The organism is Halobacteriovorax sp. RT-2-4, from assembly GCF_047085445.1.
Taxonomy (GTDB): domain Bacteria; phylum Bdellovibrionota; class Bacteriovoracia; order Bacteriovoracales; family Bacteriovoracaceae; genus Halobacteriovorax_A.
In genome coordinates this window covers 225,646-238,867 of record NZ_JBKIXY010000002.1, presented here as the reverse complement: position 1 = coordinate 238,867, position 13,222 = coordinate 225,646, and the positions used below count along the sequence as shown (strand labels likewise).

Annotated in this window: 14 protein-coding genes and 1 tRNA gene; 5 read left to right on the top strand and 10 right to left on the bottom strand. The window is 37.7% G+C overall.

Annotation, left to right across the window (positions count from 1 at the left end):
* Position 1: 1 nt before the first annotated feature.
* Positions 2-349 carry a hypothetical protein gene (locus ACMAYL_RS11590; protein WP_412463168.1) on the top strand — a complete coding sequence of 116 codons (348 nt, stop codon included), beginning with the start codon at positions 2-4 and terminating at the stop codon, positions 347-349.
* Entirely contained in the window at positions 342-1,442 is a 1,101-nt protein-coding gene (locus ACMAYL_RS11585) for a hypothetical protein (RefSeq protein WP_103218054.1), read from the top strand. The genes ACMAYL_RS11590 and ACMAYL_RS11585 overlap by 8 nt, the downstream gene beginning before the upstream one ends.
* On the opposite strand, the gene ACMAYL_RS11580 is transcribed toward ACMAYL_RS11585, so the two are convergent.
* Both ACMAYL_RS11580 and ACMAYL_RS11575 read right to left on the bottom strand, forming a co-directional pair.
* Positions 1,439-2,560 carry a hypothetical protein gene (locus tag ACMAYL_RS11580; RefSeq protein ID WP_412463167.1) on the bottom strand — a complete coding sequence of 374 codons (1,122 nt, stop codon included), beginning with the start codon at positions 2,558-2,560 and terminating at the stop codon, positions 1,439-1,441. The two genes, ACMAYL_RS11585 and ACMAYL_RS11580, sit on opposite strands and share 4 nt — an antisense overlap.
* Positions 2,561-2,654: 94 nt before the next feature.
* Entirely contained in the window at positions 2,655-3,569 is a 915-nt protein-coding gene (locus ACMAYL_RS11575) for a DUF6607 family protein (protein ID WP_412471107.1), read from the bottom strand.
* Positions 3,570-3,764: 195 nt separating this feature from the next.
* Between ACMAYL_RS11575 and ACMAYL_RS11570 the strand changes: the two genes are divergently transcribed.
* The gene (locus ACMAYL_RS11570; RefSeq protein WP_412470120.1) at positions 3,765-5,990 is read left to right on the top strand and encodes an NADP-dependent isocitrate dehydrogenase; all 2,226 of its coding nucleotides are present in this window, start codon (positions 3,765-3,767) and stop codon (positions 5,988-5,990) included.
* A gap of 47 nt (positions 5,991-6,037) precedes the next feature.
* On the opposite strand, the gene ACMAYL_RS11565 is transcribed toward ACMAYL_RS11570, so the two are convergent.
* The gene (locus tag ACMAYL_RS11565) at positions 6,038-6,805 is read right to left on the bottom strand and encodes an STAS/SEC14 domain-containing protein (protein WP_103218050.1); all 768 of its coding nucleotides are present in this window, start codon (positions 6,803-6,805) and stop codon (positions 6,038-6,040) included.
* An 84-nt stretch (positions 6,806-6,889) separates the two neighbouring features.
* The gene (locus ACMAYL_RS11560) at positions 6,890-8,089 is read right to left on the bottom strand and encodes a lytic murein transglycosylase (protein WP_412463165.1); all 1,200 of its coding nucleotides are present in this window, start codon (positions 8,087-8,089) and stop codon (positions 6,890-6,892) included.
* Between the two features lie 225 nt (positions 8,090-8,314).
* On the opposite strand from ACMAYL_RS11560, the gene ACMAYL_RS11555 reads away from it, so the two are divergent.
* Positions 8,315-8,857, top strand: a complete 543-nt coding sequence (locus tag ACMAYL_RS11555; RefSeq protein WP_412471106.1) for a hypothetical protein — start codon at positions 8,315-8,317, stop codon at positions 8,855-8,857.
* A gap of 450 nt (positions 8,858-9,307) precedes the next feature.
* On the opposite strand, the gene ACMAYL_RS11550 is transcribed toward ACMAYL_RS11555, so the two are convergent.
* The 4 genes from ACMAYL_RS11550 to ACMAYL_RS11535 form a co-directional block, all read right to left on the bottom strand.
* Positions 9,308-9,384: transfer RNA gene (locus tag ACMAYL_RS11550), tRNA-Arg, on the bottom strand.
* Positions 9,385-9,424: 40 nt separating this feature from the next.
* Complete coding sequence (locus tag ACMAYL_RS11545) at positions 9,425-9,808, bottom strand: DUF2237 family protein (protein ID WP_233189715.1); 384 nt, start codon at positions 9,806-9,808, stop codon at positions 9,425-9,427.
* Positions 9,809-9,825: 17 nt separating this feature from the next.
* Positions 9,826-10,185, bottom strand: a complete 360-nt coding sequence (locus ACMAYL_RS11540) for a hypothetical protein (protein WP_412471105.1) — start codon at positions 10,183-10,185, stop codon at positions 9,826-9,828.
* Positions 10,182-10,763 (bottom strand): RNA polymerase sigma factor, encoded by a 582-nt coding sequence (locus tag ACMAYL_RS11535; protein ID WP_158246871.1) that lies wholly within the window; start codon positions 10,761-10,763, stop codon positions 10,182-10,184. Before ACMAYL_RS11535 ends, ACMAYL_RS11540 begins: the two co-directional genes overlap by 4 nt.
* Before the next feature lie 143 nt (positions 10,764-10,906).
* Here ACMAYL_RS11535 and ACMAYL_RS11530 point away from each other — a divergent pair, with 143 nt between their 5' ends.
* Positions 10,907-11,437, top strand: coding sequence for a hypothetical protein (locus tag ACMAYL_RS11530; RefSeq protein WP_103218045.1), 531 nt, complete (start codon positions 10,907-10,909; stop codon positions 11,435-11,437).
* A 29-nt stretch (positions 11,438-11,466) separates the two neighbouring features.
* Here ACMAYL_RS11530 and ACMAYL_RS11525 read toward each other — a convergent pair whose 3' ends face one another.
* The gene (locus ACMAYL_RS11525) at positions 11,467-12,204 is read right to left on the bottom strand and encodes a lipoyl protein ligase domain-containing protein (RefSeq protein WP_103218044.1); all 738 of its coding nucleotides are present in this window, start codon (positions 12,202-12,204) and stop codon (positions 11,467-11,469) included.
* On the bottom strand, positions 12,194-13,177 hold the full coding sequence (gene lipA / locus ACMAYL_RS11520; protein WP_103218043.1) for a lipoyl synthase: 984 nt from the start codon (positions 13,175-13,177) through the stop codon (positions 12,194-12,196). Before lipA ends, ACMAYL_RS11525 begins: the two co-directional genes overlap by 11 nt.
* Positions 13,178-13,222: the final 45 nt, after the last annotated feature.

Below are 13,222 nucleotides of genomic sequence, written 5' to 3'. Positions count from 1 at the left end.
CATGAAACTGTTAATACTAATACTCTTGCCATTTATCTCCTTGGCAGTAGAAAAAGATTTTCAAATCATGAAAATTTATAAGAAAGGCCAGTTTAGAGAAGTCAAAATCTATAAGGGGAAGAACAACTCTCTCATGAATAAAGAGTGCCAAACTTCTAAAGTTTGTCAAAATGCTAAAACTACACCAAAGAAGGGCACAGGTCTCACTGGCCACCCAGGTTCTAAGGCCTGCAAAGAATTTAGAAATAGTCAGTATAAAATTTTAAAAGATAAGGATAATAATCAGTACGGCTTTTGCCTTTTTTCTGATGGAAGCTTAAAGAGTGCATGGAGCTTAATCCATGATTAGAAAATTTATTATTCTACTTCTTACTCTTCCTGTTCTTGCATTTGAAATTACTGAAGACATGCGCTGGAAAGAGTATGAGCATGCAGCCTATCAATATCTTCCTCCAATGGGGAGTGAGAAAGTTGTTAAACAAATTGATGTGAAGACGAATCCAATCGTTCGTGATCAGGATGGATTTGGAACATGTTATTTATTTGCCATGACTTCTCTAATGGATCAATCATGCCTAAAAAGTGGCAATTGTACTAAAGACGATCAAATTTCTGTTTTAGATGTTCTAGGTAAGACACAGTTAAAATCAGGAACTCAAAGTGAGTTTCTAGGGCTTAATGGTGGTAATCTAACACAGGTTATTGATGCTTTAACAAAAGGTGAGAAGGTTAGCTTAAAATTTGCCAAAGAAGAATGTGCTCCTTATCAACAAATTGAAAATTACAACAACCCAGATAATGACTTTCGTATTGTGGACTATCCTCAGCTTCTCGCTATTAATGAGATCTACCATCAGGTCAAAGATAACTCTTTAAAGGATGGTGTTTGTAATAAGTGTACTGAAGACTTTTTTAAAGACTTCTTTCCTTTTAGTTCTGAGATGTTAGATAGCCTCTCTCGTGCGGCAACAAAGATTACTTCAATTAATGCCTTCGAGGAATTTTTAAATGAAGTTTTAATCCCTCAAAAATGCAAAGAGGATAAGACTCAGATTAAGCTTGCTCCTATGGGATTTAAGCAAGAGCGAATCACAGAAGTTGATAAGTTTAGAGAAAAAATGATCGATCTTTTTGAAAAGGATAAATCCGCTGCAATTTCTAGTTGTACTTGGACTCGTTATTGTGATGACCCTTCAGTTAAGTATATGGAGATGTGTCCAAAAGAGCAGAGGCAGCGCTACTGTGGAGGACATGCTTACTTATTAAGTGGTTTTCGCCAGATTTGTGACAATGGTAAGAATTGTCGAAATCAGTACCGTGTCCACAATAGCTGGGGAAAGAACTTTGATGTCTTCAATGATAGCGGATGGGTAAATGAAGACTCCTTATTTAAGGCCTATAAAGACTTAGGTAATCAACTTGTTACTTATACTGAAGATTAATTAGTAGCATCTAGTCTTACTTTACATGTCGAACTCTTTGTTTGAACGTCATTAATTTTAAGATTTGGGTACTTTCTTAATTTCTTTAAAGCTCTTCTTTCCATATTATAAAATGAGCTCTCTATGACTAATTCGTCACAGCCCTGTGTCCATTTTTTTGTTACTTTAAAAAACTTATTTGCTTCTTGAACAATACGCGTATCGACAATATAGTCTTCAGTTTTGGTCACGCCACAGTCATAGCACTCATCCATCATCGTTTTGTAGTTGAGTTTTGCAACAATATCCGGAAACATATAAGAAAGTGTGTCTTTTGCATGCTCTCTAATATTATCAATATTGTCGCTCAGGGAGCTTCCATTACAAGTGTATGTTAGGTAATCTTTAAACGTATCCTTCATTGAAGTAATTGTTGATTCTGCTAACTGGACACAATCTTCATATTCTCTACAATCCTCTGTCATGTACTCATCAAAGTGTGCTACTTCTTCATCAATATGCTGGCAGACAATGTCTTGCCTTTTATCAAATGCAAGTAGGTCATAGAGGCCCGTCATTTTTGTATTGTCGTAGTAAGTGAGGTCTTGGATAAGATCACCAAGATTTATCTTCTTCTGTCTATCTAGTTCATTAAGAAGTTCTTTCTCTGCACTTGAGATACCATTGTCTGATTTATTTTTGGCAGCAACGAGTTGCCCTAATTCGTTAATAAGGGGGTAATTCTCTTTAACTTTGTCTGGATTATTCTTTATGTACTCGATAGCGGCCGTAAGCTTTTGTTCGTCGCTAACATTCTTTATGCTGATATTCATTTCTGTAGCGTGTCGCTTATTAAGGATCCAAAAATTATCATATGATGAGTCTTTGTATAGTTTATCAAAATTTTCGATACTTTCATTTTCAAGGTATTTTGTCAGGGTCTCTCTTATTAGAAAGTCTTTGTAACGAGAACCTTCTACGATTTGAAGAACACGTGATGGCGTTTCTTGGGCAAGCTTATCCATACATTCATTTTGACATTCACCCAGCTCGTATTGAGTGCCATCTGGTGCGTAGTAAAGCTTTGCCTGTGTAGAAAGTGTACAAAGTGTAAATAAAAAGAACAGATGCTTTTTCATAAGTGCCCATAATTGTTTAGTTCAAATTATATCTACCTATTTAAAAGCAATTGGAATGCCAAAAAGGGCCCCGCTAGGAGAGGCCCTGTTTTTTCTATCTAAGGATATGGTTTTGAATAATTGTTTTGATTTTATGAGTTGATTCTTTTGAGTCGTAAGCAGGTCTTGTGCTCATTTGATCATCTAGTTCAAATAGTCTTGCCCATAGAGGAGCACCTGTTTTCTTAAAATCAATTTTCACTGAATCTTCAGAGTAAAGCTCTTTGTTCCATACATTAACGACGTCACGCCAGAAATACTTATGAGTCTTCCACCATTCAATCGCCGGTTGACAACGGCTATCATCAACTTTCTGGTAAGTATTGTAGCTCTTCTCCATTGCAAGTTTAAGCTCCATTCCATTTTCAAGCATATTAACTTTGATATTATCTTGGTCGTGAACGTGGCCATATGAAGTCTGTTCATGGCGATTTGTTCTTCTTAAAACGTTATAGTCTGATCTGATTGAGAATTCACGTCTTGGTAGAGGAGCATTAGCTGTACATTCCCAATATGAGTTTGTATCTGTGTGAATCCATGGTGCAGAACATTCATATCTTGGAGAGTCATCTACTTGATAGACTCTTTGTACCCAATTTCCTTGTGGGTTTTTTACGGCCTTGTTATTCCAATTACTAAAGCCTCTGTAATCGAGAGCATTCGCTGCTTCCCAATCCCATTGCTGTCTCCAGTGCTTAACAATGGCATGTGGAGTAACTAGAATATGTTGAATATTAACCATGTCTTCATTTTCTGAATCGACAAAGATCCACTCAAGGGCCCCTGAGGCATAGCGATCGTAGAAATCATAATCGTTGCTATAGGCGAAAGTTTCAGACGATTGAAACTTAATGGCATAGCATCCTGTCATTTTTTTAATTTCTTGGATGTCTTTATTCTTATCAATTGTTAGTCCTGCAAGTGCTGGAAGTGCTGGAAGTGCAAGCGCAAGAAGCACTAGAAATTTCATATTTTCTCCCTCGTAATTGGTTACATGTGGTATCGAGGTTGATTATTGAAACTTGTGTATGAGTTGTCAAACTTATTTAAGGTAAATAATAAGGATTACTTTTCCGTGATGCGCAGCCAATGGACGAAGTAGTTGGTTTTATTATAGGATAAGACGTTTTATTATCAGTTCATAACAAATAACACGGGATGTAAAATGTCTAATGGATCAAAAATCATTTACACAATTACTGACGAAGCGCCAGCGCTAGCGACTCAGTCACTTCTTCCAATCGTAAAAGCTTTTACGAAGCATGCAGGTATCAATGTTGAAACTCGCGATATCTCTCTTGCAGGAAGAATTCTTGCTCACTTTCCAGAATTTCTTTCTGAAGAGCAAAAGCAATCAGATGATCTAGCTTACCTAGGTGAGTTAGCAAAACAAGCAGAAGCTAATATTATTAAGCTTCCAAATATTTCTGCATCAATTCCTCAGCTTTCAGCTGCAATTAAAGAACTTCAAGATCATGGATTTAAAGTTCCTAATTACCCAGATGCACCATCGACTGATGAAGAAAAAGACATTGCTTCTCGTTATGCGAAAGTTCTTGGTTCAGCAGTAAACCCAGTTCTTCGTGAGGGGAACTCTGACCGTCGTGTTGCTGGGCCAGTTAAAGAATATGCAAAAGCTAATCCACACAGAATGGGAGCTTGGTCAAAAGACTCTAAGTCACACGTTGCACACATGGATGCAAATGACTTTTATGGTTCTGAAAAATCAGCAATCATGCCTAAAGCAACTGATGTAAAAATCACTCTTAAGCAAAATGATGGATCTGAAGTAGTTCTAAAAGAAAAAGTATCTCTTCTTCAAGACGAAATCATCGATGCAGGTGTAATGAGTGCAAAAGCACTTAGAGAATTCTTCGCTAAGAATATTCAAGATGCGAAAGAAAAAGATATTCTTTTTTCTGTTCACCTAAAAGCAACAATGATGAAGGTAAGTGATCCTATTATGTTTGGTCACTGTGTTGAAGTTTACTTCAAAGACGTATTTGAAAAATATGCAGCTGAGTTCAAAGAGCTTGGTGTAAATTCTGCTAACGGACTTGGTTCTGTTTACTCTAAGCTTTCTGGCCTTCCTGCTGAAAAGAAAGCTGAGATCGAAGGTGCACTTGATCTAGCAATCGAGAATGGGCCACGTCTAGCAATGGTTGATTCTGATAAAGGAATCACAAACCTACACGTTCCATCTGATGTTATTATCGATGCTTCAATGCCTGCGGCAATTAGAACTTCTGGGCAAATGTGGAATAAAGATAATAAGCAAGAAGATACTAAATTCTGTATTCCAGATAGAAGCTACGCTCAAATGTACCAAGAAGTAATTTCGTTCTGTAAAGAGAACGGAGCATTTGATCCTAAGACAATGGGAACAGTACCAAACGTTGGTCTTATGGCAAAGAAAGCTGAAGAATATGGTTCACACGATAAGACATTTAAAATCCCTGCGGCCGGTGTTGTAGAGGTTACTGATTCAGAAGGTAACACAGTATTTACTCACTCTGTTGAAGAGGGTGATATCTGGAGAATGTGTCAAACTAAAGACGTTGCAGTACGTGACTGGGTTAAGCTTGGTGTAACTCGTGCTCGTCTTACTAATACTCCGGCAGTATTCTGGCTTGATGAAAACCGTGGCCACGACGCTAACCTAATTAAGAAAGTAAATGAGTACTTAAAAGATCACGATACAGCAGGACTTGAAATTAAAATCCTAGATCCTGTTAAAGCAATCCGTTACTCAATGGAGAGAATCATTAAAGGTGAAGATACTATTTCTGTGACAGGTAACGTTCTTCGTGACTACCTAACAGATCTTTTCCCAATTCTTGAACTTGGAACTTCTGCAAAGATGCTTTCAATTGTACCTCTTCTTGCAGGTGGTGGATTATTTGAAACTGGTGCCGGTGGATCAGCTCCTAAGCACGTACAACAATTTACTGGTGAAAATCACTTAAGATGGGACTCTCTAGGAGAGTTCTTAGCACTAGGTGTTTCTCTTGAAGATCTTGCAATCAAAACAGGTAATGCAAAGGCAACTGTTCTTGCAAAAACTCTAGATGAAGCAAATACTGCATTTCTAAAGAATGATAAGTCTCCATCAAGAAAAGTAGGTGAGCTTGATAATAGAGGTTCTCACTACTTCTTAGCTCAGTACTGGGCAAAAGCACTTGCTGATCAAAATGAAGATGCTGAGCTTAAAGAAATCTTTACTCCTGTTGCTTCAAACCTTGTTGAAAACGAAGCAAAGATTGTTGAAGAGTTAAATAGCGCACAAGGTGGAGCCGTTGATATGGGTGGTTACTATCATCCAAATTTAGAGCTTGTTGCAAAGGCAATGAGACCATCAGCTACTTTCAATTCAGTAATTGATTCACTTTAATTCATACAGTGACAAATAAAAAGGCCCTCTAAAAAGAGGGCCTTCTTTCATACGGCACGCATTGTATCTTTCGATTCAATATTTCTCAGCCAATTCCTTGCGTCGTTAATCGCACCGTACTCAAAGACTGCTACATCAACACTTTCTAAATGATCACTTACAACTGAGGCAGAGTTTCTAATCAACTCATTACTTGTGCAAATTCCAACCTTCTCAATGTGCTGTCGATTATCTTTAAGAAACTCAAAGTGTCTTAGGAGAGATCTTAAGTCATCCCAACCTGGAAATTGTTCTGAGTTTAGAATAATTCCTGAAATTACTTTTGTTTCTTTATAAACTTGATTAAGTAAGTTTTGAATCTTTTCAAAATCATTGACTCGCAATGGATGGTAAGAAGTTAGCGTAAGAATGTTGTCATTCTTATCGAAGTGAAATTCGATATCGGACTCTACTTCACGCATAAGCCAGTCTTTGGCCTCATCGAGTTCATTGATTTTATATGACTTAAAATCAATTGGAATGATTGGAGCAAATAATTTTACGGCCCCTGTTATTAGTGCACTATCTGTAACTACTGCACACCTTTTCATAACATTAAAATATTTTAGGCCCATGGCCGTATCTTCAAATACTGCCCCTGGAGTGTATCCTTCGTATGTTTCATTTAAGTAGAAGAGTACACCAACTTTTTCTTCTTTTTTTAGGGCCTCATCTAAAATCGGTTCAAGCACATTAATATAGTCGTCTTTTGTAATACGTCCTGATCCCTCGATACCGACGATACCCTTTTGTAATCCTTTCATTACTTTCAACATATATTCTCCTTTCCGGTGAAGTGTTTACTTAGATAGTGACTACTTCATCGGAAAGGGGATTGATGTTTTGACTTAAGATTTTATTTATTTTGCAAGAATTTGATCGGCCAAATCTTTAGTTAAATAGCCGTCTGGAATGATATCTTCTGATACTTGAAATCTTTGGATTGCTGCTGTCGTTTGTTTTCCTGGAATCCCATCAACTGGCCCAGCATCGTGACCTAACTCGTTTAATTTTGCTTGAATTTTCTTTGCCATTTCAAATGACATAAATGACTCTTCATCTAAATTAAACTTACTAAAATAATCACCACGTTTTGCAATAAGATCAGAAAGAATTCCAATCCCTAGAGCGTACTTTTCTGAATTATTCCATTTAAAGATAGTAAAGAAGTTAGGGTAAACAATAAATGCTGGCCCATTTGCTCCTTGTGGAAGGTAGATTGCAGTTTTCCCACTTGTGTAAGGCAGTTGAGTTCCACCTCTTAATGTGATTCCGCGATCTATCCAATACTGCAGATCTTCTTTATATTTTAATCCACTATGAAAGTAGTCAAAGTCGCTTGGTAGATCAATTTCATGTCCCCAGCTTTCATCACCATTCCAGCCAACTTTTGATAGGAAGTTTGCTGATGAACCTAAGAAGTCACGTTGGTTTTCCCACATATTTATTTGGCCATCTTTATCGTAGTCAATGGCATAAGCTAGCATTGTTGAAGGCATGAATTGAGTCGAGCCCATCGCTCCTGCCCATGATCCCTGCATACGTTCACTAGGGTATGAGTAAATTCCCTTTTGCAGCATTGTAAGAGCATTAACTAATTCTCTCTTGAAAAATGCTGAGCGGCGACCATCATATGAAAGAGTCGCAAGAGAGCGGATAATATCGAGCTTGCCTGTAATCGAAGAAAAGTTTGTTTCAAGGGCCCAGAATGATAAGAGGAAGCGATCTTGAAAATTAAAATCGTTTTCAATATCGATAAAAATATCTTCAAGCTCGGCCTGATATCTTTGGCCTTTCTCGATTCTTGTCTCACTAATAACGATATCTAAGTATCGGCCAACACTCATGACAAACTCAGGTTGTCTGCGATCATATTTGATAACATCTTCATTAAAAGTAACACCATCAAAGGCATCATCTAGTAAGGCATACGAAAAGCCATGCTCTTGGTTAAGTTCAATCTTAAGCTCATTAAGCCAATCATTGAACTCAGTTGTAGGAGTAGTGGAAGTGGCAAAAATATTAATTGCCATAAGCGTTATTGTGATTAGTTTCTTCATTTGATGAAGGTACACGCTGGGGTTCTCTATTTGAAGACGCAGGTAGTCTATTGTCAGTTTTTTTATGAATTAGCATTCTAAGTATCTAAAATCTTATTCTAGTTAAGTGTCTAAACTTTAGAACTCATAGAAACATTTTCAATTTAATCTAGAGTAAAGCTCATAAGTGCTACCTTATTTGTAATTCAATCGGACAAAAACACAGACACCCTCGGGAGACGAAAGATGAAAAAACTTATGTTGGCCACTGCACTTATCTGTTCATTTTCTTCATTTGCAAATGAACTTGACCTTAACCTAGAGGCACAAGCGATTCAAAATGTAGAAGAAAGATATGATGAGTCGGGACTATATTACGACGTAAGATTAAGTGTTCCTATTATACCAAGTGATATTACTGGGGCGGTAGGGTATCGCACTGAGAATGAGTTAATTGAAGTTGAAGCCTATGCTGGTGTACGTGCTATCCGTTATATCTCTGCTCATGATAAATCGTTACATATTCCTTATGGGGCAAGAGTTCGCGTTGCTTTAGATAATTCTCGAAGACTTTACTTAGAGTATCAAAGAGAGGAAGTCGCTGACTTTGGTAATGATGATGGCCTTCTTGAAAAAGAAAATATGTTTTCGCTTATTAAGTATAATTCTGATAAGACAATGTACTTTGGCTGTGGTGTAGCAAAAAGTGTTCACCATGCTTGGAGTAATGAGAGTCATAGTCCAGAAGACTCGACTTATGTTGAGTGTAATTTTGGTCGAAAGTTTTAGTGCTTTAAAATTGCCCTTTGGGGCACTTTTGCCGCTTTTCAGATTTACCATATAACCGAAAGCCGCAAACTCGCTACGCTCGTTTTAGCTTCCTTGAGTCACATTCATCTGTGCTTCAAAACTGCCCTTTGGGGCACTTTTGCCGCTTTTCAGATTTACCATATAACCGAAAGCCGCAAACTCGCTACGCTCGTTTTAGCTTCCTTGAGTCACATTCATCTGTGCTTCAAAACTGCCCTTTGGGGCACTTTTGCCGCACGATGTGGCGCGGCCGGGAGGACTCGGCCTCTCTGCGTCGGCATCCATGCCTCCTTGTTCGGCCCGACTCGGTCGCTTCCGCTCGCATCCGGCTCGCTCTTCGCTATCGCGCGCTCCCTCGCTTCTCGTCCTCCTCATTCAAAAGAGAACTTTCTTAGATTAAAAGTATTATGATTGAAAAAGGGAACTAGGTGGCGCGGCCGGGAGGACTCGAACCCCCGACATTCAGATCCGAAGTCTGACGTTCTATCCAACTGAACTACGGCCGCATTCGCTCTATTGTATTCGCTATCTTTAGGCCAGTAAAGCTTAAGCTTTGTTATAGGCCATCTCTGTTAGAAATTGCATTGGAATCACGGCCAGGGTTTCTTCATGGCACGCTTCAAGTATAATTGGACAGGCCTTTCCTGCTTTGTATGCGCTAAGCCATCTTCCTGCACATAAGCACCAGCGATCACCTGGTTTTAGACCTGCAAATTGAAATTGCGGCATAGGAGTTGATAGATCATTTCCATCGGCTTTTGAGAACTCAAGAAACTCTTCTGTAACGATACAGCAAACAGTGTGCATACCTCGATCATCAATATCTGTACGACAAAAACCGTCACGCCAAAATCCAGTCATTGGTGTACACCCACACATCTGTAGGGGAGTACCTAATACATTTAAATGGCCGTTGCTTTCACTTGTCACAGATATTCCTTGGTTTTTTAATAATCACTATATTCGCCGTCAACATCAATGTAATTATATGAGATGGCACTTAGTTCATCAATACTTTCTAAAACCTGGTCATCATTTGTAAAGTTACTTTCAATATAGGCCAAGTAATCTTTCACATTGCTGGCCGAGGAGCTCGGTTGCTCAAGGCTTAGGGTGACAACTACAGCAAGACAGATCGTAATGCTTGCTAGAGCTGTACATAACCACTGGGCCCTCTTCTTTTGCTTAGCTTTCAAATGAGATGTAAATTTTGTCTTGAACGCAGCATTCATCTCCTTTGGCGGATTAATTGCAGCTTTTGTTCTTAAATTTGTTTTCATATTCATTTCTTTATTTGAATCTTTCATAAAGACTCCAATTGTGTTTCAAGTATCTCTTTAAGTTTTAGTTTTGCTCTGTTTATTAAATTCTTAACGGCCTGTCTCGACTTTCCTAAAATCTCTGCAATCTCATCTCCAGTGTACTCATCCATCCACAGGGTAATGGCCTCTCTTTGTGTTGGAGGTAAGTTTGAAATTGCTTCAATTATTATTTCTGAATTGGCCTCTTCAATAAGCTTTTCAAGAGTCGATACTTGCTCATCTTCTATACCAATAATTACATTATCATCGGCAACATTTAATTCTTTTATTTTCTTTAAATAGTCATAACTCTTATTTCTTGCAATCGTCCAAAGCCATGTCGATACTTGATATTCTTTTCGATACATCTTTCTCTTGTCATATAAAGTAAAGAAAGCATCGTGAACAATCTCTTGGGCCTTTTGCTCATCGAGTAGGATATAATAAACATATTGGTAAAGTTTTGTGCTTAGTCTTTGGTAGAGGACCTCAAAAGCTTGGTGGTCATCATTTTTTGCAACAACTTCCATTAGGTCAGATGAGCCTAGTTTTGATTGCGAATTTGACCAGATAAAGTTCTTCATTATACGCATACCTATTATACGAATATTGCTTACAAAGGTTTCGCACTTTCAATAAAGTGCTATAATATTCACTAGTTACAGGATAGTGAAACCTTTTCCATTACCACCAGTATAACAGTTAACTGGATAAAAAGGAGAAAATGATGAAAACTCTTACTATATTAGCTTTAACTTTTTTATTAGCTTTTTCTACACTCGCAGATGGTGAAAAGAAAAGAGATCGAAAGCATAAGAAAGATAGAAGTGCACGTTATGAAAAGATGACTGAAATGGATGGTGATTTTTCTAAACTTTCTAAAGGGGATCTTAAGAAATTAGAAAGTGAATTTGCTAAGTTTCAAGATGAACAACATAAGAAGAAAGTGGCATTTGAGAAAAAAGTATTTTCAAAAAGAGAGAAGTTTTTAAAAGATAATGAAGCATTAATGCTAAAGCACTTAGATGAGATCTATGCTCTAAAGAAGAAGTTACAATTTGGTAAAAAAGAAGAAAATAAAAATATTAGAAAACAAATTAAAGAAAAGAGTAAAGAATTTAGAAAGTCGATGAAGCAACTACGACACAAAGACCAGCGCGATAGTATTAGAAGTATGAAAAAAGAATTCTTTGAAGAAATGAAGGTCGAAAGAAAAAAGTTTAAAGAGAAAATTAAATCTTATAGTAAGAAATCGTAATAAAGAAAGGGCCAATAGATGGCCCTTTTTTAATTCTTATATATTTCTTTTACGAGTTGATTAATAAAGCGCATACGATATTCTTCGTAGCTAGTATTAAGACCATCAGATGAGATATTTACAAGGGTATTATAAATATCACCAGGAAGGCCACAAGGGAATGTCATCATTAAGGCCTTATTCATCTTCTCTGATGGATAAATATTTAAGGCCATCCCGTGCATTGAAACAAAACGCTTAAGTTGGATGCCCATTGAAGCTACTTTCTTCTCACCATGCCAAAGTCCTAGGAGAGGGCGATCAAAGTCGAGATCATGAATCGTGTTATCACTCGTATTTATAGCGTTTACCGTACTTTTAAAGAGCTTGTTAATAAGCTCAATTGTTCTAAGCTTTTGTTGACCAATATGAACAATAGGGTAGACAATCACTTGTCCCGGATGATGGAAAGTTAGTCCTCCACCGCGCTTAATTTCCACAACAGGAACATCGATCTTTCCGACAAGGGCCTGATCAAAATCAACAAGTCCATGCTCTTCAATTTGATCTCTTTGAAGTCCTCTTCCCATTGTAAAGACTTCCGGGTGAGAGGTAATGATATAAACCATTTGTTCTGGATTATTGTAGATATATTCATTGGCCTTTTCTTGGAAAGCTAGCGCTTCTAGATAGTCCCAGTTATCTTTGTGAAAAATATATATTTGGTTCTTCGACTCAAGTGAGTAATCTTTGATACCAAGATCATTAATTAAATTGTTAAACGTCATGACCTTTTGCCCTTAGGTGATCAAGGTAATCCGCTGCCTTGTAACTACTTCGAACCATAGGTCCTGAAGCAACAAATTCAAAGCCCATTTCATAGGCAATCTCTTTGTAGCGATCAAACTCCTGTGGCCTATAGTATCGATCAACGCTTAAGTGTCTCATCGTTGGGCGCATGTACTGACCAAACGTTACGATATCACAACCAACTTCTCTAAGGTCTTTGAGTGTCTCAAGAATTTCTTCATGAGTTTCACCAAGTCCTAGCATTAAGGAAGTCTTTGTCGAGATATGTGGATAATTTTCCTTATAGAACTTTAAGCAGTTTAAAGTCTTTTCATAGCCGGCGCGACGATCTCTCACATCGTGAGTTAGCCTTCTAACAGTTTCAACGTTTTGTGCGATAACAAAAGGGTTACTCTTAGCAAGAGTGTGCATATGTTCTTCGACTGCATTGAAGTCTGGAATTAGAACTTCAACAAGTGTCTCTGGATAGTCTTTATTGATTCTTTTAACGACGTTTGCAAAGTGGCCAGCTCCAAAGTCTGGAAGATCGTCACGATCAACACTTGTCACAACAAGATACTTTAGTGACATCGTTTCAACCATCTTTGCAGCATTTTCGATTTCATTGAAGTCGACAATACCTTTTGGATTTCCTGTATCAACATGACAGAACTTACAGGCACGTGTGCAAGTACCACCTAGGATCATCATTGTTGCTGTCTTTGCAGACCAACACTCAGACATATTTGGACAACTTGCTTCTTCACAAACTGTGAAGAGTTGTTTTTCTCTTAATTCTTTTCTGACTTCTTTGAAGTTGTCACCAGTTGGGATCTTATTTCTCAACCACTCTGGCTTCCTTTCGAGGTTGCGTGCTTCTTGTTTCTTTCCAACATTAAGACGTGCTTTCTTTTCTTGAATTTTCTTACGAGATTCTTCGTAATCCATTTGATTTACTTGGTTATCAGTCATTTATATAATCCTCAAAATATGTCCATGCTTATAGCAATTTTAAGC